The organism is Vibrio sp. 99-8-1 (assembly GCF_013114595.1).
Classification (GTDB): Bacteria; Pseudomonadota; Gammaproteobacteria; order Enterobacterales; family Vibrionaceae; genus Vibrio.
This window is the reverse complement of the sequence record NZ_VTXE01000037.1, coordinates 1-26750: the sequence shown is the minus strand read 5'-3', so window position 1 is coordinate 26750 and position 26750 is coordinate 1. Positions and strand designations below refer to the sequence as shown.

26 protein-coding genes are annotated in these 26750 nt (G+C 41.0%); 16 read left to right on the top strand and 10 right to left on the bottom strand.

Going from position 1 to position 26750, the window contains the following annotated elements; translation table 11 throughout:
* The first annotated feature begins 28 nt into the window (after window positions 1-28).
* The 4 genes from F0227_RS17995 to F0227_RS17980 all read left to right on the top strand — a co-directional run bounded on the left by F0227_RS17995 (window position 29) and on the right by F0227_RS17980 (window position 5785).
* Window positions 29-2377, top strand: coding sequence for a helicase-related protein (locus F0227_RS17995; RefSeq protein ID WP_171754631.1), 2349 nt, complete (start codon window positions 29-31; stop codon window positions 2375-2377).
* Between the two features lie 246 nt (window positions 2378-2623).
* Window positions 2624-3001, top strand: a complete 378-nt coding sequence (locus F0227_RS17990) for a transporter (RefSeq protein ID WP_171754630.1) — start codon at window positions 2624-2626, stop codon at window positions 2999-3001.
* 364 nt (window positions 3002-3365) lie between these two features.
* Window positions 3366-5078: an ABC transporter substrate-binding protein gene (locus F0227_RS17985; RefSeq protein ID WP_171754629.1), complete on the top strand. Its 1713-nt coding sequence runs from the start codon at window positions 3366-3368 to the stop codon at window positions 5076-5078.
* Window positions 5066-5785, top strand: a complete 720-nt coding sequence (locus F0227_RS17980) for an ABC transporter substrate-binding protein (RefSeq protein WP_171754628.1) — start codon at window positions 5066-5068, stop codon at window positions 5783-5785. Before F0227_RS17985 ends, F0227_RS17980 begins: the two co-directional genes overlap by 13 nt.
* 46 nt (window positions 5786-5831) lie before the next feature.
* Here F0227_RS17980 and F0227_RS17975 read toward each other — a convergent pair whose 3' ends face one another.
* The 7 genes from F0227_RS17975 to F0227_RS17945 form a co-directional block, all read right to left on the bottom strand.
* On the bottom strand, window positions 5832-6275 hold the full coding sequence (locus F0227_RS17975) for a hypothetical protein (protein ID WP_171754627.1): 444 nt from the start codon (window positions 6273-6275) through the stop codon (window positions 5832-5834).
* 182 nt (window positions 6276-6457) lie between these two features.
* Window positions 6458-7564, bottom strand: coding sequence for a phosphoribosylaminoimidazolesuccinocarboxamide synthase (locus F0227_RS17970; protein WP_171754626.1), 1107 nt, complete (start codon window positions 7562-7564; stop codon window positions 6458-6460).
* A 200-nt stretch (window positions 7565-7764) separates the two neighbouring features.
* Window positions 7765-8184: a hypothetical protein gene (locus F0227_RS17965; protein ID WP_171754625.1), complete on the bottom strand. Its 420-nt coding sequence runs from the start codon at window positions 8182-8184 to the stop codon at window positions 7765-7767.
* A 411-nt stretch (window positions 8185-8595) separates the two neighbouring features.
* Window positions 8596-8784 (bottom strand): hypothetical protein, encoded by a 189-nt coding sequence (locus F0227_RS17960; RefSeq protein WP_171754624.1) that lies wholly within the window; start codon window positions 8782-8784, stop codon window positions 8596-8598.
* A gap of 155 nt (window positions 8785-8939) precedes the next feature.
* Window positions 8940-9836 carry a J domain-containing protein gene (locus F0227_RS17955; RefSeq protein ID WP_171754623.1) on the bottom strand — a complete coding sequence of 299 codons (897 nt, stop codon included), beginning with the start codon at window positions 9834-9836 and terminating at the stop codon, window positions 8940-8942.
* A 40-nt stretch (window positions 9837-9876) separates the two neighbouring features.
* The gene (locus tag F0227_RS17950; RefSeq protein WP_171754622.1) at window positions 9877-10560 is read right to left on the bottom strand and encodes a DUF2786 domain-containing protein; all 684 of its coding nucleotides are present in this window, start codon (window positions 10558-10560) and stop codon (window positions 9877-9879) included.
* Window positions 10561-10702: 142 nt separating this feature from the next.
* Window positions 10703-11383, bottom strand: coding sequence for a DUF3334 family protein (locus F0227_RS17945; RefSeq protein WP_171754621.1), 681 nt, complete (start codon window positions 11381-11383; stop codon window positions 10703-10705).
* 170 nt (window positions 11384-11553) lie between these two features.
* Here F0227_RS17945 and F0227_RS17940 point away from each other — a divergent pair, with 170 nt between their 5' ends.
* Both F0227_RS17940 and F0227_RS17935 read left to right on the top strand, forming a co-directional pair.
* Window positions 11554-14589 (top strand): FAD-binding and (Fe-S)-binding domain-containing protein, encoded by a 3036-nt coding sequence (locus tag F0227_RS17940; protein ID WP_171754648.1) that lies wholly within the window; start codon window positions 11554-11556, stop codon window positions 14587-14589.
* Between the two features lie 10 nt (window positions 14590-14599).
* Entirely contained in the window at window positions 14600-15058 is a 459-nt protein-coding gene (locus F0227_RS17935) for an isoprenylcysteine carboxylmethyltransferase family protein (protein WP_171754620.1), read from the top strand.
* 70 nt (window positions 15059-15128) lie between these two features.
* Here the strand turns inward: F0227_RS17935 and F0227_RS17930 are convergent, their stop codons facing one another.
* A complete protein-coding gene (locus tag F0227_RS17930; RefSeq protein ID WP_171754619.1) occupies window positions 15129-15854 on the bottom strand; it encodes a DUF3581 domain-containing protein in 726 nt (241 codons plus the stop codon).
* Between the two features lie 239 nt (window positions 15855-16093).
* Here F0227_RS17930 and yqfB point away from each other — a divergent pair, with 239 nt between their 5' ends.
* From yqfB to F0227_RS17895, 7 genes are all read left to right on the top strand, one after another.
* A complete protein-coding gene (gene yqfB, locus F0227_RS17925; protein WP_171754618.1) occupies window positions 16094-16417 on the top strand; it encodes a N(4)-acetylcytidine aminohydrolase in 324 nt (107 codons plus the stop codon).
* A 185-nt stretch (window positions 16418-16602) separates the two neighbouring features.
* The gene (thrS, locus tag F0227_RS17920; protein WP_171754617.1) at window positions 16603-18528 is read left to right on the top strand and encodes a threonine--tRNA ligase; all 1926 of its coding nucleotides are present in this window, start codon (window positions 16603-16605) and stop codon (window positions 18526-18528) included.
* A gap of 3 nt (window positions 18529-18531) precedes the next feature.
* A complete protein-coding gene (gene infC, locus F0227_RS17915) occupies window positions 18532-19083 on the top strand; it encodes a translation initiation factor IF-3 (RefSeq protein WP_171754647.1) in 552 nt (183 codons plus the stop codon).
* Between the two features lie 103 nt (window positions 19084-19186).
* The gene (gene rpmI / locus F0227_RS17910; protein ID WP_171754616.1) at window positions 19187-19381 is read left to right on the top strand and encodes a 50S ribosomal protein L35; all 195 of its coding nucleotides are present in this window, start codon (window positions 19187-19189) and stop codon (window positions 19379-19381) included.
* Between the two features lie 37 nt (window positions 19382-19418).
* Window positions 19419-19772 carry a 50S ribosomal protein L20 gene (rplT, locus tag F0227_RS17905; RefSeq protein ID WP_171754615.1) on the top strand — a complete coding sequence of 118 codons (354 nt, stop codon included), beginning with the start codon at window positions 19419-19421 and terminating at the stop codon, window positions 19770-19772.
* A 154-nt stretch (window positions 19773-19926) separates the two neighbouring features.
* The gene (locus F0227_RS17900; RefSeq protein WP_171754614.1) at window positions 19927-20304 is read left to right on the top strand and encodes an MmcQ/YjbR family DNA-binding protein; all 378 of its coding nucleotides are present in this window, start codon (window positions 19927-19929) and stop codon (window positions 20302-20304) included.
* Between the two features lie 72 nt (window positions 20305-20376).
* Window positions 20377-20571, top strand: coding sequence for a DUF1289 domain-containing protein (locus F0227_RS17895; RefSeq protein ID WP_171754613.1), 195 nt, complete (start codon window positions 20377-20379; stop codon window positions 20569-20571).
* A 62-nt stretch (window positions 20572-20633) separates the two neighbouring features.
* On the opposite strand, the gene F0227_RS17890 is transcribed toward F0227_RS17895, so the two are convergent.
* Together F0227_RS17890 and F0227_RS17885 are read right to left on the bottom strand one after the other, a co-directional pair.
* The gene (locus tag F0227_RS17890; protein ID WP_171754612.1) at window positions 20634-20816 is read right to left on the bottom strand and encodes a hypothetical protein; all 183 of its coding nucleotides are present in this window, start codon (window positions 20814-20816) and stop codon (window positions 20634-20636) included.
* A 376-nt stretch (window positions 20817-21192) separates the two neighbouring features.
* Window positions 21193-21432 (bottom strand): RNA-binding protein, encoded by a 240-nt coding sequence (locus F0227_RS17885; protein WP_171754611.1) that lies wholly within the window; start codon window positions 21430-21432, stop codon window positions 21193-21195.
* Window positions 21433-21640: 208 nt separating this feature from the next.
* Between F0227_RS17885 and F0227_RS17880 the strand changes: the two genes are divergently transcribed.
* The 3 genes from F0227_RS17880 (at window position 21641) to pheT (ending at window position 26569) form a co-directional block, all read left to right on the top strand.
* The gene (locus F0227_RS17880; RefSeq protein ID WP_171754610.1) at window positions 21641-22753 is read left to right on the top strand and encodes a GGDEF domain-containing protein; all 1113 of its coding nucleotides are present in this window, start codon (window positions 21641-21643) and stop codon (window positions 22751-22753) included.
* 412 nt (window positions 22754-23165) lie between these two features.
* Window positions 23166-24149 (top strand): phenylalanine--tRNA ligase subunit alpha, encoded by a 984-nt coding sequence (pheS, locus tag F0227_RS17875; protein WP_171754609.1) that lies wholly within the window; start codon window positions 23166-23168, stop codon window positions 24147-24149.
* A 17-nt stretch (window positions 24150-24166) separates the two neighbouring features.
* On the top strand, window positions 24167-26569 hold the full coding sequence (pheT, locus tag F0227_RS17870; RefSeq protein ID WP_171754608.1) for a phenylalanine--tRNA ligase subunit beta: 2403 nt from the start codon (window positions 24167-24169) through the stop codon (window positions 26567-26569).
* Window positions 26570-26750 lie beyond the last annotated feature (181 nt).

Genomic DNA, 26750 nt, shown 5'->3' with positions numbered 1-26750 from the left:
ATTTAATATTGTGCGGTTTATCTCATTTATGTCTTTCCTTCCTATTGATTCGATAAAAGAGCAGTTTAATCAACTGATTAAGCATCATCATATTGTCGTTGAAGCCGAAACGGGGTCAGGGAAGTCCACTCGGTTACCTCTCTGGGCGAGTCAGTTTGGCCGCGTATTGGTTGTTGAGCCAAGACGCATTGCTTGTACTTCTCTAGCCAGTTACATCGCTCAACAAGAGGGGAGTAAGTTGGGTGAGTCTATTGGATATGCTATTAAGTTAGATGGTCAGTATAGTGATGACACGCAAGTGTTGTTCGTTACCCCAGGCGTTGCGCTACGTTGGTTTTCCGAAAATAGATTGAGTGATTTTGATATAGTCCTGATCGATGAGTATCACGAGCGACGTTGGGACATGGATCTTTTGGTGGCAATGTTGAAAGAGAACGCTAGCCATCGGCTTGTGATAACGTCTGCCACCATAGAAGGTGAAAAACTAGCAAAGTATGTAAAAGCAAAGCGACTGGTAGCATCAGGTAGATTACATCATGTCGTGGTGAGCTATAGGGCGGCGGATAGCCATTATCTGCCTGACGGGAGAGGGCTAGATAAAAGAGTAGTGGATGTCGTACGTACAGAGCTCGCCACATGTGACGGTGATATCTTGGTTTTTTTGCCCGGCCGTAAAGAGATTAGTATGTGTGCCCAGATGCTCGTCGCCATTGATGGCGTAGATGTCGTGCAATTGCATGCATCTGTATCGGACCGAGAGAGAGAGAGAGCATTAACCCCCTCAGTTCAGCAAAAAATCGTGTTGGCCACCAATGTGGCAGAAACCTCATTAACTATCGCCAATATATCATTAGTGATTGACTCCGGTTTGGAGCGAAGAACCAGCCAAAGAAATGGTCGTACGGTGCTAAGTTTAACGGCGATATCTAAAGCGAGTGCGAACCAGAGGGCTGGACGAGCGGGTCGGGTTATGGATGGTCAGTGTATTCGAATGTATGGTCAGCACGCCGCACTTGCAGCAGTGACTCCTCCAGAGTTACTGAGAGGAGAGTTAACCGAAGCGATGTTAGCGAGTGCTTGTTGTGGGTTTCATCTTGATCAGCTGGCCTTTTTGGAATTATTGCCAGAAAAATCAATCCAACAAGCAAAGAAAACATTAACTGTTATGCGAGCGATTGATCGTGAAGGAATAGCAACAGAACATGGTGAAATACTCTATCCTTTAGCAATTGACGTGCTTTATGCCGACCTATTGACTAGAATGCCAACCAGAGCCCTGCAAGAAGCAATGATCGATCTTGCTGCAGGCTTATCTGTTGCTGGATATCTATACAAATTACCAACGAGTGAAGAGAAATTAAAACATTTGGCAGACTGGTTGCCTGCCAGTTGTGATGTCGAGTTGATCATTCGACTCGTTCGAGGAGAGCAATGTCAGGCGTTAGACGTTGACCACCAAGCGCTATTTGAAGCACAAGCGATGGCACGACAAATACGGAAACTGTTTCATCTACCTGAATTAGAAGTCGCTTCTCGTTTTGATAGAAAATCCTTTTTTACCGCAGTGGTGGATACTCACCCTGAGCTGCTCTATGTCCGTCGAGAAAAACGTAGGCAAATGCTGGCCAATGGTTATGTAGAAATATCGCCAGCTCGTAATAGTCTATTTAATGACGAAGCAGAGGCTGCAATCGTCTTTGATCAACACTCAACTCCGGGACGAGGAGTAAAACAGACGTTAAACCTCGGTACGATAATGTTTCCCTGTTCGTTGTCGTATCTGTCGGAGCTCTCTATTGGCGATTGGGTTCAAGGGGAAACAGTTGTAGAAGATGGCGTGTTGTATTCTCAGCTAGCTTTAACTTATGCCGGGAGAATAATTTGCCGCAAGCTGGTTGTTCCAGAAGGTAACTTAGTGCTGAAGCCCATTATAGAAGCCGTTGTTGCTGAAACTTTTCTTAGTGGCTTTGCTCGGCAACGAAGCGAAGAGATCACTCATTGGCGACTTTATGTTGAGCTGGGTTTAGATGCATTCTGTCAACAGCACAATGATCTGAGTTTTGAACAGTGGTTTACTAAACAATTAGTGGATCTGGGCATTTCTGACGCTGACGAGCTAGAGCTGTTTCAAGCAGAGGATTTTCTGTTTGAAGGAATCCCTTATTGGCAGTATGAAGAGTTTGCTTCTACCTATCCGTTGATATTAAATCTAGGTGACCTGCAACTGACGGTTGAATATCATGCGGCTCAAAAACGGGTCTATGTTATCTATAAAAATGGATTACGAAGAGGCGATCCAAAAAGGTGGGAACTACCAAGGTGGCAAGGGTGGCGAATTCAGTATAAAAAAGGTAGCCGTATTGTTGATGTACGTTAATTGATCACCGAAGTTACTGTTTTTTAATAACCTTTTTAATTACTTCGGTAGTTGAAATATTAAAAACGTTATACATTACTTCGTTAGGCTGTAGGTTGTTTGTTAACAGCTTGGTTTTTATATGCTTTTTGTCTTAATTAACCGATGACAAAAGATTGTTGTTTTATATCGTATTGATGTATGTAAAAAGGTGCGTAATAGTAGCCTTACGCGTTTGTTGTTTACCGCTATCCTGTGGAGGAGATAATGGAAAAAAATGAAGCTGTATCTGTGGTTTTTGATTACACGTCATTTTTAGGTGCGTCTAGTAAGAAAAAACTAACATTTATAGAGATACTTTCGTCAATTGCGCCAGTATTTACCACGGTATGGAAGGACAGTGTCAAGGATTTAACTGCGCCCGAAGACAGGTTATGGCAACAAGCAAGCAAATCTTTGTCTACTCGAAGCAGTGATGAAAGAAACTTGATTCGCTTAGTAAGGCTCGCAAAACTAGAAGGCATTGGTGAACTGACTTTGATGATGCCTTATGAACTGGATAGAAACCAAATTGAACTAATAGCTGAAAAAACCAATACAACCATACAGCATACGGCTCAAGATCAGTTTACTATCAACTTGTAGTTCACTGTTAATTCATTGTTTACTAATGACTTATAGTTGATTAATGATATGATCTACCTTCTGATTTCTTCTTTTAAAATTAACCTTTTTAAATCAGAACAGCGGTTTTCTTTCGAAACAATGACAGCCGCTAGTCAGTGACTTATACAAGTCAGATATTGATTATTTGCGATTGTATGAGCCGTTCAATAAGTTAACGAAAATGATGTTACTATGGTTCAAATAAGCGGGCTTAACTTGTGAGTTATCATTAAGAAAAGCTCGCTTTTTTATCGATTTATCCTAGCCTTATAAGGTATCGTTTTTGTATTGTTTAGGTATTCAATAGAACAGAGTGATCAAAGAACTAACTAGAGAAAGTAAATTGGCAAAATTTAAATATTCTCATTGCGCATTGGTGTCCCTACTTGTCAGCGGCTCAATATACGCAGAAAGTCATCAATTAACAGTGAAACAAGAACATATTATTAAGCGTTTGCTTAGTGATGAGTTTTTACACTCCACCTTATCGGAATCTCAGCAAAAAGAAGAGCTTAAGTGGTTTATGGATGCGGCTAAACCTTTTCAAGGGATGACCATCCGTGTGGTATCTGAGAATATTGCAACGCATAGGTATGAATCTAATGTATTGGCGAAGGCATTTACTGAATTAACGGGTATTCATGTGGTTCATGAAATCACCGAAGAAGATGATTTGGTGAAGAAGCTTCAAGTTCAGTTGGATACCGGAATTAGCTTATATGACGCGTACGTTAATGATGCTGACTTCTTAGGTACTCATTACCGTAGTCAAAAAGTGGTCGCTATTTCTGAGATGATAAATGATAAATGGCGCGATATTACGTTACCTACGCTGGCTTTGGATGATTTCATAGGCATCGATTTTGTCACTGGCCCAGATGACATTCTCTATCAGTTACCTACCCAACAATTTGCTAACTTGTATTGGTATCGGCATGATTGGTTTTCTCGTCCCGATTTACAGAAACAGTTTAAACAGCTGTACGGTTACGCTCTAGGTGTCCCACAAAACTGGGCGGCTTATCAAGACATTGCCGAGTTCTTTACCGAGAAAGTTCAATACATTGATGATAGAAGGGTGTGGGGCCATATGGATTATGGTCATTTTGACCCCTCATTGGGCTGGCGGATATCTGATTCATGGTTGAGCCTTGCCGGAGCAAACCAAACAGATTCATCGGTTGGCGATTGGGGCATTCGTTTGAACGATTGTCACCCGGCGGGCGCTAGTGTTTCAAGAGGGGGCGCTCTTGATAGTCCTGCGGCAATATACGCGGTAAACAAATACGTTCAATGGTTAACGCAGTACGCTCCACCAGAAGCCATTGAACAGGACTTTGTCTCCTCTAGTGAATACTTGGCTAAAGGAAATATTGCTCAACAGATCTTCTGGTATACAGCATTTTTGCCGGATCTTTCTGCTGCTGACTCTTCGGTAATGAATGAGAAAGGGGAACCAGTGTGGCGTGTCGCACCTTCACCGAGAGGAAAGTACTGGAAAGAAGGAATGAAATCGGGATATCAGGATATTGGTGGCTGGACATTTTTGTGGCTTACGCCAGATAAAAGAAGCGCAGCAGCATGGTTGTACGCACAGTTTACAGTATCTAAAACCGTATCCATGCAGAAGTTTTTGAATGGTTTTACTCCCATACGTCAGTCCGACATTCAATCCTCCTATTTACAGGCAAGATCGAAAGAGTGGGGGGGATTATTGGAATTCTACCAAAGTGACGCTCGAAACTATTGGACACCTACCGGTTTTAGCGTGCCCGATTATGCTGAACTTGCAAGTGTCTGGTGGCAGCATATTGGCCCAGCGGTTAAAGGTGATGTCACGGTCGAAGATAGTATGCGTATGCTCGCGGATGAGATGGATTCACGACTTAAAAAAATAGGAAATAGAGCGGATATGCGCTGTGAACCTCGACTAAATGATAAGTCTGATGCGGAGGTTTGGCTCAATAAGGAAGGTGCGCCATGGAAAGAGATCATCAACGAAAGTACACCTAAAACGTTATCATTTGAAGAGTCATACCAACAATGGAAAAAATAGTACATTTGCCGATACTACTTTTATTACTTCTTTCGTCCAAATTGTTGGCTGAGGATACACTGACGCTATTTACCTACCACAATCCTCCGTTAGTGTCGGTAGAAGATAAGAAGGTTGTTGGCGGCAATTCTTGGCATGTGGTTGAGCAGTTACTTAATAAAACCTCAACCCCTTACAAGGTGGCAATTAAACCTGCAATGAGAGGGATGTACTCAGTAGCGGAAAATCGGAATACCTGTGTATTTCCTATCGATAGAACCCAAGACAGAGAATCTAAGTATAGCTGGGTTGGCCCAATTGCCATTGTCCAATATGCATTATACAGTGCAGCTAATCGAAGCATTCCACTGACAACCTTAAATGATGCTAAGCGCTATAACATAGCAACCTATCTTGGCAGCAGCATAGGTCAATACTTAAGGCGTAAAGGTTTTCATGTTCGTTTGACTGGAGAGATGAAACAAGGGTTGTTGATGCTGCAACATCGCCGTGTCGATTTTTGGGTTGTTGATGTCAATGCTGCAAATAAATTATCACAAGAGATGAATATAGAGTTAGGTGAACCTGAGTTGGTTTTTTTCACCAGTGTTAACTATATGGCTTGCCATCCGGAGATGGCAGGCCAACAGTTAGATAAGTTTGATCAAGCGTTAAATGAAATGTATATCAGTGGTGAGATTCAGCACTTGCTGGAACTGAATCTCTAAATTTATCTAAATGAACAACATTCTCCGTGTTGCGAAAAGCGTGGTTCTATTTTAGTAACTGCTTAAGTGACCCGTTTTCGCTTTTGATATCCATAATCGCCAGAAACGCACCGCAAGACCATACAATACATGCCATAGTAAATAACAATCCACCGTCGTTCCCTATGATTTCACCAGCGCTATTAAACTCGGGCATAACAACACCTAACGGAGTGAATAGATGGAAGAATATAGCACCGGACATGATGCCTACACTCATCACTGCGCCAACACCATGAAAACGAGTAAAGAGTAGTATTGCCGCGATTAGCTCTGCAAAACCAATTAGGTAACCACCGATGTTGCCAAACCAGGTAAAACCAGACCACTCTCCCAATGTGCCAAAAATAAATTCAGTCTCATATGACCCGGTAAATTTAAAAAATAGTGACTGGATAAAAACAAAAGCAATGAATGCTGATGGAATAAATTTTAGTAGTTTAGGCTTCATGAGACTTCCTGTTGGGTCATAGTAAATTGTGTATATCTATTCGACCTAGTATTTAGTAAAAATATTTCAGGGAGATGTAAATATTTGATAACAGGATTAGTGGATGATGGTGGGAATGACGTAAAACAGGGACTTAATTGTCCCTGTTACGTTAGTAAATTGACTCGATCAGCGATTAGGGCTTATTTTACGATAAGGTCATATTCCTTATCTAAGATATCGATGATCTCCTGTTTAGGGTTGGAACTTAGTGGCACTTTCTTCCCCGTGATTTTTTCAGCAATATTTAGATAGGTTGTGGAAACTTGCATAATCGCTTCTTGAGGGAGCAGATTGTTATTGGCTAATGCTTCTCTTTCAACCATTCGGTCTTTGTTGAGTAAAATATCAGCGTCAGGAAAGTAATTTAGCAAGAATTGACGGAAACCTTCTTTAGAGTTTTCTACAATATTGCCGTTTTGGTACTCTTGCTTATCCCAGATTCTAGATGAATCTGGTGTGCCCACTTCATCCATGTATATAAGTTTGGACGAGCCTGAACGATCAGTGACATAACCAAACTCAAATTTGGTATCAACAAACAGTTGGCCTACTTTATCAAGGGCATCGTGGATAACATTAAAGCCTTGTTTTAGTAGTTGCTCGTACTGAGGAATATCATCCGCAGAATTGAAATTAAAAGAGGCGTAGTTATCAATAATGTTTTGTTGGGTGATATTGACGTCGTCTGCTTCAGGAACACCGGGTATTCCCTTTAGTATCCCTTTTGTGGATGGCGTAATGAGTAGGTTTGGTAGCTTACTGTCTTTTTCTAGACCTTCGGGTAACTTTATACCGCAGAACTCTCTTTCGCCTTTTTGGTATGCACGCCACATTGAACCAGTGATGTAGTTTCGGCAAATAGCTTCAATCATAACGGGTTTGGCTTTTTGAACTATCCAAACAAAAGGGTGAGGAATATCTAGAATATGACTGTCTGCTAAACCTTGCTGCTTAAATAGTGAAAACCAGTGATTCGAAATGGCATTGAGTGCAGCGCCTTTACCGGGAACGCCTTTAAGTCCATTTTCTCCAGACCATATACAGTCGAACGCAGAAATTCGATCACTGATGACCATAATCGCCAATGGTGCGTCTGGTGAAACGTCATACCCTTTAAGTTTAATTAGTCTCTGACTATCTTGTTTAGTTAACCAATAAACAGAACGAACTTTTCCACTATGCACTGCTTGGTCAGTACGGATAGGAAAATCATCGTTAACAGCAAGGACTTGATCTGCAAGACTCATTCGACATTCCTTAGTTTGTCTAATAATTAATATAGTGCCATCTTAATAGCTAGCATCGGCATCGAAAGAGAATAATACCAGAACTTTTTAAAGCTTCCAGATAAAAAGCAAACGTTTGCTTAATATTGCGGAACTATAATAGTAAAAAGCCATTAATGCAGGAACATTAATGGCTATGAACTTGATATGTTAAGTTTTAGTTAGTGTAACTGAGCTGTTGATAATGAAGAGGCAGTAGGTTGAGATAAGAAAAAAACTTCGCAACTATAATTGCTGGCAATCCGTTGAATTCGGTTTTTGGCGTCCTGTTGAAGATCGCTACTTGCAACAATAGCGCTGGCTGTTCTCGCTTGAATGGCTTTAACGACAATTTGTTCTTCGCTGAACTGTATTGAGGGCTTCATATGGATGACTTTATCGCAACTAACATTATGTCTTGTTAGTTCATGTTGAGTAGGACGAGGACAGTTAGCGGTAAATAAAACCCATTGTTTTTTATTTGATAGCTTAGCTAAGTTTTGGTACACGCTATTTTCTGCAACAGGGAAACTGATTGCGCTAGATGAAATAGGGCTTAATACTGAGTAGGCTTTTTTATTTGCGTTTATTTGAAGCATCATACTGTTCCTATGTACATACTGTATAAAACAACAGTACTTGTAATTTGATCGGAGTGCAACTGTTTTTTTGCCTGTTTAGTAAACAGAGTGTGGAAAAAACAAGCGAGATCGCTTTGCAAAGCCCAGAAATAAAGAAGAAAGCGTTGTTTGCGAGAATTTATGAGCTTTAGCTAAAGATGCAATTTTGCGCAGCATAGTCATGCTGGGTTAACCGTTAGTAATCAAAAGTTGCGGAAAGTAAGACGTGAACGTATTAACGAATCTAAGTCAGTGTTAGATAACGTTGAGAGAAAATGGCTATTGACTTCGATGATTTTGAACTAAAGAGTTTAATGCTGTTCTCTTTTGCATTTTGATATTTATTGGCGATAACGAAATTCAATCAGATTGTCTAGGCGACTGAAGCTACAACTATTTTTGCATGCTATCGTAGCGGCTTCCATTGAGTGTGAGTTCATCTTTATTGAATAGACGGACGTCTAATGTTGCGATGTCATGGCAACTAGCACACGAGAAATGGTATTTTCCGTCTATATAGTCATGACGGGCTAATAGACTCATTTTACTACACCAATCACATATACCTTGTTTTTTGAACACAATGACTCTCCTTTAGCAGAAATTTCAGAATCTAATATTCGGATAACATAGACGATTATGCCGATTTTCTGATCCCAAACGGGGGATCATTAAGGTAATTCGACCAAGGATTATACATATAAATAGAGAAAATGTTAATTGTTTGTTATCGCGGGTTAGGCTTTGCTGCTTTTAACATGAGAAATCACTATTTTAATCGCGGAATTTAGTCTCTTCATCTCTTCATCGCTGCCATGTGTGTCTGGATGGTAGATGCGGCTTAACATTTTGTAACGTAGTTTGATCTGTTTTTCATCAGGAATGCGATTAGGGACATAACCAAGAACGGCACAAGCCGTTACCAGTTTATTGTCATTGGATACGGTTTTTTCTACTTGTTGATTTCGTTTAAGTTGAAGATGGGCTTTGTTCAGGTGCAGTTGAAGTGATCTAATTTTTTTACTTTGCTGTGCAATGGTTTTTTCCAACTTTGATAAATTGCTCTGTTTGTGGCTTCTCATTTTTCGTCGTAGTGCGACAGCAAAAACAACGACAAGTAATATGGATGAAATAATAATGATTTCTGGTTCAACTAAGCGACTTTTCTCAGGTTTTACTGTTGTGCTGCTTTTATTAGAGTCGGTGGTAATGTCTTGATCAATATGTTGATCCAGTAGGGCGATAGATGAGACCTGTTTTGCACGTTGCTGGTTGAAAAGTGCTTCTAATACACGAGAATAGCCATCTTCAGCATCACTGTTTCCCGTATCTATTGCCAGTTGGTACCAGTTTTCAGATACGTTGAGTGGATTTATCGGTTGTTTTTGTTGTTCATACAACTGACCAAGAGATTGCAGCGCTTTGCTATCTCCTTGCAGCGCGGCTTTTAGATACCAATAGTGTGCTTGCTTAAACTTATTTTCTGACTGATATTGCTGTGCAACCGCTATTTGTGCTTCGAGTTGATTGTCTTCTGCTTGTTCAATCAGTTCTTTGCTAGGCTGGGCGAGTACAGTAGAGCTAACAAGAAAGAAAAGCCAAACATAGTGAATAAATGCTGTACTGCTTCTCATACTAATGCCGCTCTCCCTGTTAATTTTCAACTGTTCTCTATCATTTAAGCATCTTATGAGCTTTTGCACCATCGACAGGCTTATTTACTGATAGCTTACGCCCTTTTTTAAGCCCGACTTCATAATCGGCGGTGATATTTTTCATTGCTTCTTTTAATTGCTGTTTAAATGTTTCACGGTCTATATTTTTGAACTCTCGGTCAATATAGTTGTTTATTTTGTTATTGGAGTCATCATCTGGTGCTATTACTGGTAGCTTTTCTAATGCGCCTTCTACCCAACCTGAAACAAAAGAGTTAACGCGTCTTGTGACTTCTGTATTGCTGGTTCCTGAACCGGCAAAACTATTGCGAAACTGACCAGTTTGTTCGTTCATCTCGCGGTAGATAATATCGAAAGCAAATGCACCAAAAATCGCTCTGTCTGCTTCCCCGATAAACTCAACACGTTTTAAACCTTTGTGATTTAGCAATACGGCTTCAACACCAAATTTTGTATTGATGCCTCTAATTACTCGTAGAATCGTCGAACTAATACTTGCAGGTAGCAGATGGGTAGATTGTGTTTTGCCCATTTTAATAAATTCAATATCGTCTTTATCAAGGCCATACTTAAGCATAAGGCGGTGCGCCATTTTAATTGCTTGAGCAGCTTCGTTAACGTTTGCTGAATTTCCGAGTTCAAGACACTTAGCGATCTTTTTTAGGGCTTTCTTTTTATCCATTGAAATTATTAAAAACAACCAGTTTGAAAAGGCCAGTCGGCCATTTTACCGATTTTTTGTGGGGAATTAAAGTTATCCCCGTAGATAACAGGCAATAAAAAACCGCCTATAAAGCGGTTTTTTGATAAGAGTGAGATAAGGTTTAGATACCTAATTCATCTAACAGGTCATTAGAGATGTCGTTTGCTGCGGTATCATTCTGGCTGTTCTTTGGTTTTTTATTCTGCTCAGCTTCTAGTATTGCGTCAGGTGATTCATCTTCTTCAATATCAAACTCTTCAAGCTGAATAAACTCGGTTTTATCCATCGCCAGTTCAAGGTAGAAAATGTTGTTATTTTCTGTAGTAAAGGTGACGCGTCTCGCCTGTGGACGATCGAGGTTAGTATCAATGGAAATTAATACTTGTTTGTTAATCGCCAGCATCTTAGGTTGGTTTTGAGTGATGTTGGTTTTAAGATCTTTACGAATCTTACTGGTAAAGTCACCAACCAACTGGTTCATTAACTCACCAAGTACATCACCAACTTCATCAGAGGTATGCAAAATGGCCAACTCTTCTTCTGGCATTCCCATATTTCTCATATAGTTTGTGTAAACTTCTAATGCCGCTTGAGAGGTAAAGTTAATTACCACTAAACCTGAGAAACCGCCGTCAAAAAGAACAAAACAGCCAAAGTCGGGTTTTAAACAGGTTTTATTGATTTTTTGCACCATTGCTGAGTATCCAACATTAGAGTTGGTAGCAGAGCTGAGTACGCCAGAAACTGATTGGCACAGTTTTAAAAGGATATCTTCTGTTGTTACTACTTTATTTTTTTTCATTTTGATCCGTTCTGTAGTATCGACACTACTTTGCAATTTTCAATATTGAATAAAAAGATTAGCAGTCTCAGTGGTTTTGTTAATATTTCAAATGTTGTAAAGTGACCGCAATCATAAAAAACACATATACCCGTACTGCAGGAATCAGTGATGTCGGGGCAGGAAGCGATATGTTACCAAGATTACAAAATGAAATTAATGTAGATCCAGTTGTCGTAACGTTTTTATCTAGGCTAAAACAGCGTGGATTTAGCGGCGATATCGAAACCCAATATGCGAGCCGTCTTGCTGTTGCAACTGACAATAGTGTGTATCAACAGCTTCCTCAGGCGGTAGTTCATCCTAAATCAACTGAAGACATTATGCTAATCGGATTTATCTCAAAAGATGCCGATTTTGAAAGGATAACATTTTCTCCTCGTGGGGGAGGGACTGGAACAAATGGTCAGTCACTGACTCAAGGCATTGTTGTTGACCTCTCTCGGCATATGAATCAGGTTCTTGAAATCAATCAAGAGCAAGGATGGGTTCGTGTTCAAACAGGGATAGTTAAAGACCAACTTAATGACGCTGTTCGGCCTTATGGTTATTTCTTCTCCCCGGAGCTCTCCACCAGTAATAGGGCGACTCTTGGGGGCATGATCAATACCGATGCATCAGGGCAAGGTTCTTTAGTTTATGGTAAGACGTCCGATCATGTTTTATCGCTTCAAGCGGTATTTGCAGACGGTTCGGTTTATGAAACTGATGGGTCAAAGGGCTCTGCCGAAGAAGGGGAGTATGCGTTTAATGCGCTTTCAGTTTCTGAACAAGTGTGTCGTTCAAAACGAAACGAGATCGTTGATAAATTCCCTAAACTTAATCGCTTTCTAACCGGTTACGATTTGAAAAATGCTCTTAATGAACAGGATGAATTTGATTTTACGCGAATTCTCTGTGGTTCAGAGGGGTCGCTAGCTTTTATCACTGAAGCAAAACTGAACTTAACTGCCATTCCTAAATCTCGCGTGTTGGTCAATGTTAAATACGACAGTTTTGATTCTGCTCTGCGAACGGCGCCATTATTAGTGCAAGCAAATGCTCTATCCGTTGAGACTGTGGATTCCAAAGTTCTCGATCTGGCTAAGCAAGATATCGTTTGGAATACGGTTAGTCATCTGTTGCAAGATGTGCCAAACAAAGAGATGTTGGGCATTAATATTGTAGAGTTTGCTGGGCTGGATGAGTTAAAGATACAGCAAGACGTCGATAAGCTAACCGCGGCTCTCGATACGATGATTGAGCAAGAAGTTAATGGCGTGATTGGTTATCAAATCTGCAATGATCTGGCCAGCATAGGGCGTATCTACAATATGCGTAAGAAAGCGGTTGGTTTATTAGGCGCGACAAAAGGTAAAGCCAAGCCGATAGCATTTGTTGAAGATACTTGTGTACCACCAGAAAACCTTGCTGATTTTATTGCAGAGTTTCGTCAACTACTGGATAAAAAATCGCTACATTACGGTATGTTTGGTCATGTCGATACTGGCGTTCTTCATGTTCGGCCAGCGCTGGATCTTTGTGACCCTCAGCAAGAGCAACTCATGTTGGAGATTTCAGAACAAGTTGTCCAACTGGTTGCTAAGTATGGCGGTTTGATGTGGGGTGAACATGGCAAAGGATTCCGATCTGAATATGGACCTGAATTTTTTGGTGATGAGTTGTTCCATGAATTGCGTCGAGTTAAATCTGCTTTTGACCCGCACAATAAAATGAACCCCGGTAAAATCTGTACGCCCTTGGATAGCGCAGCAGAACTGGTCAAAGTCTCTGGAGTAAAACGTGCTGACTATGATCGCCAAATTGACGTTAAAGTGCGAGACAGTTTCCAGCAGGCGATGGAATGCAATGGCAACGGCTTATGTTTTAATTATGACGTCAATTCACCAATGTGCCCTTCAATGAAGGTGATGGCTGATCGACGTCACTCTCCTAAAGGTCGGGCAGGTTTGGTCAGAGAGTGGTTACGTCAGCTCACTGAACAGGGTATCGATGTCCTTGATATGGAGAAAAAGACGTTACAGCATAATCCAACCATCAAGATGATGATTGATAGAGTGAGAAATAGTGTTAATAAGCGTCACGAATACGATTTTTCGCATGAAGTTTATGAGGCTATGAATGGTTGCTTGGCTTGTAAAGCTTGTGGAACTCAATGTCCGATTAAGGTAGATGTTCCGAGTTTCAGGGCGCGTTTTTTAAATCTTTATTATTCACGTTACCAACGACCTGCAAAAGATTACTTGGTGGCGAACATCGAAACTATGCTGCCAGTGATGGCGAAAGTACCAAAAGTGATCAATATGGCTCTTTCGCAAAAGTGGATGCAAAGTTTAACGGCTTCAACAATTGGTTATGTGGATGCTCCACTATTATCATCACCAACGCTACAACAATATCTGGTCAATCAACCTGATATCAAATTTGATATGCAGAAGTTGGCGGCACTGTCTAAAGAGCAAAAACAGCAGTATGTGCTTATCGTACAAGACCCATTTACCTCATATTATGAGGCAGAGGTAGTAGCAGACTTTGTTGCTCTATTAAAGAAAGTCGGTAAACAACCAGTGCTTGTTCCTTTCAAGCCCAACGGTAAAGCTCAGCATATAAAAGGGTTTTTAAAGCAATTTACTGAAACGGCAACCAGTACCGCCTCTTTCCTAAATATGCTTGCTGATCTAGATATCGACATGGTTGGGGTAGATCCTGCCTTAGTGCTCTGTTATCGAGATGAGTATGCCGATATATTGGCGGAAGATAGGGGCGACTTCACCGTGCTTAATGTTCACGAGTATCTGTTTGCCCAACTTGAATCGTTGCAAGTGGGTGAAGCTTCTCAGCAGCCTCCTTGGTATCTATTTGCTCACTGTACCGAGAAAACTCGAATGCCAAATGCAGAAAAAGAGTGGCAAACGATATTCAAGTACTTTGGTGGTGTTCTTGAAACTGTCTCTGTCGGTTGTTGTGGTATGGCGGGAACATTTGGACATGAATCCGATAAATTATCAGTATCCAAAGATATTTATGATTTAAGCTGGAAGCCTAACTTTGCCAAATTAGCCAAAGACCGCTGTTTAGTCTCAGGCTACTCTTGTCGAAGCCAAGTAAAAAGGTTTGAAGAGGAGAAGGTTAATCATCCGCTTCAGGCTCTACTTCAATTAGTATAAAGGAGTATCCATGCAGCCACTTGAACTTAAGGTACCACCAGTACTGGTTTTTATTCTTGCTGGTGGTTTGAGTTATTTGCTTGCGATGATTGATCTTTTTTCAATAGGGTTTCCACTGACATGGCTGGTTTTTGCAGCCTGTTTTGTTGCCAGTGGTTATTTTGGTTTAAGCGGTATAGCCGAATTTAAAAAGGCGAAAACTACGGTACATCCAGTTGATGTGCACAAAACATCAACCGTGGTTGAAAGTGGCGTGTACAAAAGAACTCGTAACCCGATGTATTTAGGTCTGCTTCTACTTTTGATTGGCTATGGCTATTGGCAGCAAAATTTATTGTGTTTGTTGGTGCCAGTATTTTTTGTTCTTTACATGAATCGCTTTCAAATTGAACCAGAGGAAAGGCACTTACAGCTTAAATTTGGTCAAGAGTATGGTGAATATAAAGCTCGAGTTAGACGTTGGATATAATAAAAAGGTCTGCAATTAAGTTGCAGACCTTTTTAATGTTCAATTCAGATTCGAGGATAACTTTGCTTGGCTAGGCAGCGATATCAAGCTTTTGCAAAAAAGCCTCTTTACACTCAAAGAAACGGGCAACTAAAGCGTCGACATCTTCTTGCACATAAGGTCGTAAACCACTGGCAACCATACGCTTAACGCCTTTACCAACTATGATGCCATCTTCTTTAAAATCAAAGTTGAGTGTAACAACACCACGTTTACCCTCTACATCAAACGTAGCACCAGAGTAAACCACTTCTGGGTGACTGATATCTAAACGGTCAAATTCAATTTCCATGCTTTCATATATGACCAATGGTCGCTGACAATTTATCATCATCTGCTGCTCTTCCATTAGAGGAACCATTATGTGTGGGAAATTCATACCAGAAAACTGCACATAGTTTTTTACTACATGTTCAATAAAATCTGGGTCGTGATTGACTTCGCCATGATGGCTCATATGAAGATACTCTTTGCCTTTTTCATCCAGCAGTGAGCTCTCTGTGTCTCCCTTATCTTCGATATGTAGAGCAACCCCGTCGCTTACCATGCCAGAGAAGTCGAATCGCATCTTTTGACTAATGCCTTCTTTTTTCAGTAATACAGCAAAAAGAAGGTCACCAGGAACACAAAAACGCTTATTGTCTTCATCGTGAATAGGGTTAAAGTCGCCAGCTACTTTTTTAGCGAAGTGACTTGCTTGCTGACGAGTAAATTGAAACTGCTCGTTGTTTACTGAAAAATAAGGTGATAGAAACATAATATTCTTTTCATAGCCAAAAACAGGCCAATTATATACAAATTTGTGTATTGAATGGTCTATCCAGTGGCGGGGATTTATAAGATAGTGCGACTTTAACAGATTAATGCTGATAACAAATAGTGTTATTCGCGACGGTTAGTGTGACCCTATTTGGCGCTAAAGAGAATATCTCTGCAAATTAACGGATGAGATTTGTTATGATGGCAAAACATATAAAAGAACAATAGAGGACCGCTATGTCTACTTCTTACTTAACAGAAATGACGTTTTTTGAACGATTTGTTGCTGATATTTTGTCTGGTAAAAAGGTAATCACCATTCGTGACGAGAGCGAGAACAACTTTTTAGTTGGAAGTACGGTGGAAGTCAGTACTTTTGAAGAGAATAGGTGGTTTTGTCGTTTGAAGATAAATAGTGTCGAACCCATTCAGTTTGAACAACTTACCGATTATCACGCCACACAAGAGAACATGACATTAACTGAACTTAAACAGGTTATTTCAGACATTTATCCTGGAATTACCAAACTTTGGGTTATCTCTTATCAACGAGTCGATTAAGGGATGATAAATAAAAGTAGATAAACTGAAAGCTTCTCTTTGCAATTCAGCCTTTAACGGGTAAAATTCCGCTCTTGATGAATTTCCGGTATGCGTATTACTGAGTGAGATTCATTAAGAAAATAACTTAAACTTTTGAACTCGCATGTGTTGCTTGGTACGCAACACCACTGTAAGGATATATCATGCCTGTAATTACTCTTCCTGACGGTAGTCAACGTCAATTTGATAACCCTGTGTCAACTCTTGATGTCGCTGCATCTATCGGCCCTGGTCTTGCTAAAGCCACCATTGCTGGTCGTGTAGACGGCAACCGTGTTGATGCTTGTGACTTAATCGAAAGCGATGCAAGTCTAGAAATCATCACCACAAAAGATGATGATGGCCTAGAAATCGCACGTCACTCTTGTGCGCATTTATTGGGTCACGCCATTAAACAGCTTTTTCCTGATGCCAAAATGGCTATTGGTCCAACCATAGACAGTGGCTTCTATTACGATATCGATCTTGAGCATTCTTTAACGCAAGAAGATCTCGATGCGCTAGAGAAGCGTATGAAAGAGCTGGCAAAAACCAAATATCAGGTTATTAAAAAGACGGTAAGCTGGCAGGAAGCGCGCGACGTGTTTGAAGCGCGTGGCGAAACATACAAAATGGAAATTCTGGATGAGAACGTTGCAAAAGACGATCGTCCGGGTTTATATCACCACGAAGAATACATTGATATGTGTCGTGGCCCGCATGTTCCTCATATGGGTTTCTGTCAACATTTCACCCTGTTGAATGTTGCCGGCGCTTATTGGCGTGGTAATAGCGACAATAAAATGCTGCAACGTATCTACGGAACAGCTTTTCATGATAAGAAAGCACTTAAAGCTCACTTAACACGTTTGGAAGAAGCTGCGAAGCGCGACCACCGTAAAATTGGTAAGCACCTAGATCTTTTCCATATGCAGCAAGAAGCGCCGGGAATGGTGTTCTGGCATCACAATGGTTGGTCTATCTTCCGTGATCTAGAAGTGTTTATTCGTGCAAAATTGGACGAATACGGCTATCAAGAAGTTAAAGGCCCATTAATGATGGACCGCGTATTGTGGGAACGTTCAGGACACTGGGATAAATACGCTGATGCTATGTTTACCACCAGTTCTGAGAACCGCGAATATGCCATCAAGCCGATGAACTGTCCTGGTCATGTACAAATCTTTAATCAAGGTTTGAAATCATATCGTGATCTACCATTACGTATGGCGGAATTTGGTTCCTGTCATCGTAATGAGCCGTCTGGTGCTCTACACGGGTTAATGCGTGTACGTGGATTCACCCAAGACGATGCACACGTATTTTGTACTGAAGAGCAGATTCAAGACGAAGTAACTGAATGCATCAAGATGGTTTACGATGTCTACAAGACATTTGGTTTTGAAGAGATAGAAGTAAAACTATCTACAAGACCAGAAAAACGTGTTGGTAGTGACGAGATTTGGGATCGCTCAGAAGAAGCACTGAAAGAATCGTTAGAAAATCTTGATATTAAATACGACATTCAAGAAGGTGAAGGGGCATTTTATGGCCCTAAAATTGAATTTACCCTTCATGACTGTTTAGATCGTGCATGGCAATGTGGTACAGTGCAGCTGGATTTCAACTTGCCGGGTCGTTTGGGCGCAACTTACGTTGGTGAAAACAACGAAAGATTGATTCCTGTAATGATTCACCGTGCAATTTTAGGTTCTTTAGAGCGCTTTATCGGAATATTAATTGAAGAGTACGCTGGTTTCTTCCCAACTTGGTTGGCACCAGAGCAAGCTATAATTATGAATATTACCGACAAACAAGCTGATTACGTTAAAGAAGTTGCAAATAAATTGCAAAAATCTGGATTTAGAGTCAAACCGGACTTGAGAAATGAGAAGATAGGCTTTAAAATCCGCGAACACACTTTAAAACGTGTACCGTACTTGTTGGTATGTGGTGACCAAGAAATGGAAGCCGGTGAAATCGCAGTACGTACTCGTAAGGGCAAGGACCTAGGTAAATTTAAGGTAGAGGACTTTATAAGTCACCTTAATGCTGAGGTTTCAAGCCGTAAGCTCAATCTGGAGGAATAAACTATTAAAGGCGGAAGACGTGGCCAACAACCGGCCAAACAAAACCAGCACCGTTTAAACGGTGAAATTCGTGGCGTTCGTGAAGTTCGTTTAACTGGCGCAGATGGTGAACCAGTTGGTGTAGTACCAATTGCTGAAGCATTAGATGCAGCCGTAGAAGCTGGTATGGATCTTGTAGAGATCAGCCCTAACGCCGAGCCACCAGTTTGTCGTGTGATGGACTATGGCAAGTTCCTCTTTGAGAAGAGCAAAGCTGCTAAAGAGCAGAAGAAGAAGCAAAAGCAGGTTCAGATTAAGGAAGTTAAATTCCGTCCTGGAACTGATATTGGAGACTATCAGGTAAAACTACGCAACCTGACCCGTTTCCTAGAAGACGGCAACAAAGTGAAGGTAACAATTCGCTTCCGTGGTCGCGAAATGGCACACCAAGAGATCGGTGTCGATGTTCTTAATCGTTTGAAAGTGGATACAGAAGAATTAGCTGTTGTTGAATCTTTCCCAACGAGAATAGAAGGTCGTCAAATGATCATGGTGCTAGCCCCTAAGAAGAAGTAATTATCGGCCTGCAAGTAATTAAGCCCTGTAGTCTCGTACTACGGGGTTTTATTCGCCCTAATTACTATGTTTATTAACAACTAACAATGCGGAGTTCTTCATCATGCCTAAGATGAAAACCAATCGAGGTGCTGCTAAGCGTTTTAAGAAAACAGCTGGTGGTATAAAGTTTAAGCACGCTACAAAACGTCACATCCTGACTAAGCGTACTACTAAGAACAAGCGTCAACTACGTCCTAACGCAATCCTTCCTAAATGTGAAGTGGCTGCTGTTATTCGTATGTTGCCATACGCTTAATTCTTTTTAGTTTATTTAATAGTTTAGGAGAGACATAATGCCTCGCGTAAAACGTGGTGTACAAGCTCGTGCATCTCATAAGAAAGTTCTAAAGCAAGCTAAAGGTTACTACGGTGCACGTTCACGTGTATATCGTGTAGCTTTCCAAGCAGTTACTAAAGCTGGTCAATATGCATACCGTGACCGTCGCAATAAAAAGCGTCAGTTCCGTCAACTATGGATCGCTCGTATTAACGCTGCTTCTCGTCAAAATGGTCTATCTTACAGCCGTTTCATTAACGGTCTTAAGAAAGCATCTATCGAGATCGATCGTAAGATCCTTGCTGATATCGCTGTATTCGACAAAGCTGCTTTTGCAGTTCTAGTAGAAAAAGCGAAAGCTGCTCTTTAATTAGACGCAGTTATACAGACTTTTAAAAAAGAGACCTTAGGGTCTCTTTTTTTTTGTGTAAAAATTTACTTTTTGCTTATGATTACTCTGATTAGTATATATTTGTGATTGGAACAAACGTCATGTTGAGTAGTGATAATAAGGATGCAAAACGATGACATACGACGAGTTTAATCAATATTGCCAGTCTTTATCGGCGACGAGCTACGTAATGCAGTGGAATGATTCTCATGTTTGGAAAGTTGGTGGAAAAGTATTTGCCATAGGTGGATTAGGCCCAGACCAACAGCCAGCATTTATTTTTAAAACGTCAGATCTCAATTATCAATTTCTAGCGGATCAATCGGGTTATAAACCTGCACCTTATTTTGCCTCGAGAGGAATGAAGTGGATCCAACATTATGAAAGTAGCGAAGAGACAGATGAAGAGCTGATATATTATCTAAATGAATCATATCGGTTGGTATCCTTAGGGCTGACAAAAAAGTTGCAGAAAGAGCTGGGATTAAACCAGCCGTCGCAGAATGATTAAGTTAGATTGGCAACGTTGGGCTAATGATGAGACGAGTCACTTGCAATTATTTATCTCAATAAGAAGAGTAATATGGTCAATCAAGAGCAAGAAATAGCGCAGTCGCCTTGTATTCGGCACTGCTGCTTAGATCAAAATGACAGATGTGTTGGCTGTTTTCGAACGCTCGACGAAATTGCCGCTTGGCGTTCATTTAACCAGCAACAAAAATTAGCGGTATTGCATGAATGTGATAAGCGAAAGAAACTAGCTGATGCAGGATTTTAAGTGTTGTTGAGTGCTGGTAGTTAGAATACCAACACTCAATTCACCGATCATTAGCTGAAGGGTTAAACGATATTATTTATCATCTCTACTAACTCATTTTCAGTTGTCGGCATCTTTGCCAGCTCAATGGATGGAGAAGCTCCACCTTTTAACATATAAACTGTGGTTGTACAGTGGTCGTGGTGAAACCATTTTCCATTAATACATACATCTGTATAACACTTTGGGTCTTGTTTTAGTTCCATACGACACTCCTTTGCTTTTACCGTTGTGTAACTAGCTGTTAACATATTACGTATTGTTGTAACGACAATATGATCTAGATCAATTCATGTTACAAATTACCTATAAAGGACTAGTGGTTTTTGTCTTTTTGGTGACTTGAGTAGGCACTGATTTGAAAGCATGGTTTTAAAAGGTTAGTAACGTAGAGTAGGGTATAACAATTGATGTCGTGCTCTGGATAACTTTAGGAGGATATATTAAATGAAAATGTTATGGTTAAAATTATTGGTAACCGTGCTGCTATTTGCGGCTCTTTTTGCTGCGGTATATTACAAGGTAGCAAGTGGCACAATGTAACGTCAGTAATTGCCTCTACTGACGTTATTGTCCTCAGTGTTAGCGGTTAGCTAATTTTACTCGAATCTTACTTTTTGCCACCTCGGTTAAGTTAAGAGCTGAGATGGCCGCAGTAGCTTCATCTTTCTCTGGCATCTCAACAAAAGCAAATCCTTTTGATTGTCCAGTTTCTTGATCAAGCACTAAAGTGCACTCTTTAACAGAACCGTGAGCGGAGAATAATAGACGAATTTCGTGTTCAGTTGTTGCGCGAGAAAGGTTGCGAACTAAAAGTTTCATATAAAACCATAAGATATTGGGATTCGGGCTAGATTGTCTCAATATATCGGCAGTAAACCAAGCAGAGAATGCAATTAGGTAATATTCTTAACAGTTTCAGAATATGAACTAGGATACATGTCTATTTTCTATGACTAAACTAAAGTGTTATCAGTACGTTGTATTATATACTTAAATGCATAGTAGAGTCATTTCATAGGTAACCTGCATGAAGTCATTTCAATGGGATAAGAGCTTTGAAACAGGAATAGATGAGGTTGATGAACAACATCTCTATCTAGTTGAGTTGCTTAATAAATATGGTGAACTTACCAATGAAAATGACTTTTCGTTGGAGGATGCAAAGCAAGTGTTGGTTGAGTTGTCAGCGTATACATCTTATCACTTTTACCAAGAAGAGATGTTAATGAAGAGAGCTGGAATTTCGCAGCAGCACTTTCAAGAGCATCACGCTACTCACCAGAAATTCATTAGAGACTTAAATGAGTTTGCTGAGGCTGTGTCGGATAACCGAGACAATTTATCTCAATCCTTATGGGATTTCTTAGCACAGTGGTTGGTTTATCATATTTTAGGCAGTGACCAAAATATGGCACGACAGATTGCAGCAATAGAGCAAGGTGTTGATTCTGACTATGCTTATGAAATGGGGGAGCGAGAACATGACGAAGCAGTTGGCCCACTGTTGAAATCACTAAAAGCTATGTTTGAGCAAGTGTCAGAACGAAATAAACAGCTCGTCCTGCTTAATCAATCATTAGAAGAGAAGGTGAGGCAGCGCACTGAACAACTCTCTCTCGCAAACGAGAAGCTACAACGACAATCTTTTACCGATGTACTAACCCAATTACCCAATCGACGATTTGCTATGCAAGAGCTGTCTCAGCAGTGGGATTTTGCTCAGGAGAACGATAGCGATTTGGTCTGCATGATTATTGATGCTGATAAATTTAAGCAAGTTAATGATAATTGTGGCCATGATGCGGGAGACTCGGTACTGATTAAACTGGCTAAAGAATTGCAGTCGGGCTTTAGGCAAGTTGATACGGTATGTCGGCTTGGTGGTGATGAGTTTATTGTGGTTTGCCCTAACATAGATCTTAATAACGGCATGAAACTAGCACAGAAAGTGCATCGCCAGATTCAGTTAATTAGAATGGAGTACGATCAGTATTGTTGGCATGGCAGTATTAGTGTTGGGGTGAGTTGTAGAACGGCACAAATGAAAGATCTCAGTGAGCTTATTAAGCTTGCTGATGAGTCTGTATATAAGGCAAAAGATTGTGGTAAAAACTGCGTTCGTTCTGTTCAACTCGCTTAACGGCAAAGACGACACTAAAAACCAAAGGGCCCATGATTGTGGCCCTTTTTTCATTTTCGCTTCTCTACCATTTAACTCATCATCTGGTTATCCAGCACGAGTTATCTAGTTTTGAAATGCACGAAATTGGCCGATGTTTTTCTGAAGCTTAAGCTATGGAGAGCGACTTATAGCAAGACAAAACCTTTCTAAAGTAGCGTTTTACCCAGAGCTTGTTTAAAAATTGTGGTTTTTTTAAGCAATAACACGCTTAACTACATATTCAGATTGGCAATATCGTTTGGTTTGATTACTATGTACAGCTATTCAAATACTATGTACTAGGCGTGTTGACCTTTCAAAATGAAAGCGCCATTTTGAAAGAGCAAAACGCCTTAATTATGGACACTACCCTTGGGTAGATGAGGAAAAGATGCAACATCTACAAGAAATTATATCTAACGCACAGCTTGCGATTGAGTCTGCTGATTCGTTAGTCGCACTAGACGAAGTGCGAGTTCAATTTCTAGGCAAGAAAGGCGAGTTAACCGCTCAACTTCAAAGCTTAGGTAAACTTCCACCGGAAGAACGTCGTACTGCTGGTCAAGAGATCAACAAAGCGAAAGGTGTCGTTCAACAGGCAATCGCTGCGAGAAAAGATGCATTGCAACGCGCAGAGCTTGAAGCAAAACTTGCTGCGGAAACGATTGATGTCACTCTGCCAGGTCGTCGTATTGAGAACGGTGGTTTACACCCTGTTACTCGAACCATCGAGCGTATTGAAAGCTTCTTTGGTGAACTAGGATTTACTGTAGAGTCTGGCCCTGAAATTGAAGATGATTTTCATAACTTCGATGCTTTAAATATTGCCGATGACCATCCAGCACGTACTGATCACGATACCTTTTTCTTTAATCCTAAGTTAATGCTTCGTACTCATACTTCTGGTGTTCAAATCAGAACGATGGAAGAGCGTCAGCCACCTTTGCGTTTTATTGCTCCAGGTCGTGTATATCGTAACGATTATGACCAAACGCATACACCAATGTTCCATCAGGTTGAAGGAATGTTAGTGGATGAAAATGTGAATTTTGCCCAGTTGAAGGGTATTCTTAATGACTTCCTTTGTAACTTTTTTGAAGAAGATCTAGAAGTCCGTTTCCGTCCTTCCTACTTCCCATTTACTGAACCATCAGCGGAAGTTGATGTTAAAGGTAAAAATGGCAAATGGTTAGAAGTACTAGGCTGCGGCATGGTGCATCCAAATGTATTGCGCTCTGTTGGCATTGATCCTGAAAAATATTCAGGCTTTGCGTTTGGTATGGGTGTAGAGCGCCTAACAATGCTTCGCTACGGCGTTAACGATCTTCGTGCGTTCTTTGAGAACGATCTTCGTTTCCTTAAACAGTTCAAGTAATTCGAGGTAGTCGAACAATGAAATTCAATGAATCATGGCTACGTGAGTGGGTTAATCCTGCGATTACTACAGACGAGCTAACACACCAAATCACAATGGCTGGCCTAGAGGTCGATGACGTATTACCCGTAGCTGGAACGTTTAGCGGCGTAAAAGTCGGTCAAGTGGTGGAGTGTGGTCAACACCCAGATGCAGATAAACTACGAGTGACCAAAGTCGATGTTGGTGAAGAAGAGCTTCTTGACATCGTTTGTGGTGCTCCTAATTGTCGTCAAGGTATTAAAGTTGCCGTTGCTACTGTTGGAGCGGTTTTGCCTGGTGATTTTAAAATCAAGAAAGCTAAGTTGCGTGGTCAACCATCTCACGGCATGCTGTGTTCTTTTACTGAACTAGGTATTGATGTTGAGTCTGACGGTATCCTTGAGCTGCCAGTCGGCGCCGAAATAGGTACTGACTTCCGCGAGTTCTTAGATCTTAATGATGTAACGATTGATGTCGATTTAACCGCTAACCGTGCTGACTGTTTTAGTCTTCGAGGTTTAGCTCGTGAAGTTGGTGTTCTTAATCGTGAAGAAGTGAAAACGCCAGCTTTTGATGCGGTTTCTTCTTCTATTGATGACACGGTTGCGGTTGAAGTGAAAGCTGCCGATGCCTGCCCTCGTTACTTAGGACGTGTGGTGAAAAACGTGAATGTAGCGGCTGAGACTCCTATCTGGATGCAAGAGAAGCTGCGTCGTTGTGGTATTCGCTCTATTGATCCTGTTGTTGATATCACCAACTATGTTCTGCTTGAACAAGGCCAACCAATGCATGCTTTTGATCTTGATAAGATTGATGGCGGAATTGTGGTACGTCTGGCTGAGCAAGGAGAGAAACTCACCTTGCTAGATGGTAATGAAGCTGAGTTAAACAGCGATACATTGATCATCTGTGACCATAAAAAACCTTTAGCCATTGGTGGTGTATTTGGTGGTGAAGGTTCTGGTGTAACAAGTGCTACCCAAAATGTACTACTGGAGTGTGCGTTCTTTGCGCCTGATGCTATTCGTGGACGTGCTCGCAGCTATGGCTTGCACACAGACGCCTCTATGCGTTTCGAGCGTGGTGTTGATTACTCTCGTCAAACCGAGTGTATGGAGCGTGCGACTCAATTATTGGTTGAGATTTGTGGTGGTGAAGCGGGACCTATTGCTGGTTTTGAATCTCAAGATGACTTGCCAAAACCGAACACAGTTTCACTACGTCGTAGCAAGTTAGATGCACTTCTTGGTCATGAAATTAGCTCTGAAGATGTTGTAGAAATTCTAACTCGTCTTGGTTGCCAAGTATCTGAAACAGAACAAGGCTGGAGTGCGGTATCTCCTGCATGGCGTTTTGATATTGCTATCGAGCAAGATTTAATTGAAGAAGTAGGTCGTATCTATGGATACGATAACATTCCAAACCAAGCACCTGTTGCTGCGTTGAGCATGAACCTACATAAAGAGGTTAATCAACCGCTAAAACGTGTTCGTGATTTGCTTGTAGATCGTGGTTATCATGAAGCGATTACGTATAGCTTTGTAGAACCAGAGCAGCAAAAATTACTTGTGCCGGAAATAGAGCCTTTGATTTTGCCGTTCCCAATCTCTGCCGATATGTCGGCGATGCGTCTAGGTCTTATGCAAGGATTGTTAAATACCGTTGTGCACAACCAAAAGCGCCAACAACCACGTGTTCGTTTGTTTGAATCAGGTTTACGCTTTATTCCTGATGAGCAAGCTGAAAACGGTATGCGACAAGAGCAAATACTTGCAGGGGTTATTGCTGGAACTCAAAGCGAAGAGCATTGGGACATTGCAACTAAGACTGTTGACTTCTTTGACCTGAAAGGGGATTTAGAAGCAGTATTAGAACTCACGGCGAATGAAAACAGTTACTCTTTCAAGACAACAAAACACCCAGCATTACATCCTGGTCAGTCTGCGGCTATTGTCGTTGATGCAGGTCTGGAAACGGAAAGAGAAGTAGGTGTTATTGGTACTGTTCACCCAGAACTAGAGCGTGCATTTGGCCTAAATGGTCGAACTATCATATTCGAAGTTGAATGGGATGCCATTAACCAACGTGTTCTTCCTGAAGCTGAAGCGGTATCTAAATTCCCTGCTAACCGTCGCGATATTGCGTTGGTTGTGGATGATAGCGTGCACTCTGGTGATGTTGTTGCGGCATGTTTGTCAGCCGGTGGTGCATTATTAACGGATGCTAAACTATTTGATGTGTATGTCGGTAAAGGCGTAGAAGAGGGCAAGAAGAGTTTAGCTATTGCTCTTACACTACAGTCGGTAGAGCGCACTTTAGAAGAAGCCGATATCGCAGGTTCGGTTGATGCCATTGTTGCATCTGTTGCGGATAAGTTTTCAGCAGCACTACGAGACTAGTCTGACATGAGGTACTCAGTTACCTCATGTTTGTCAGATAATAGAGAGTAAAAAGGGTTCTTTCGAACCCTTTTTTATTTTCAACCCTTAAACCACCTTCTAGGAAGGTGGTGATCGTCCATTAGGGCTTTGCCCGAAGGACGCTCATGTTCAATATATCCATGTTTGTAACCAGCAAATC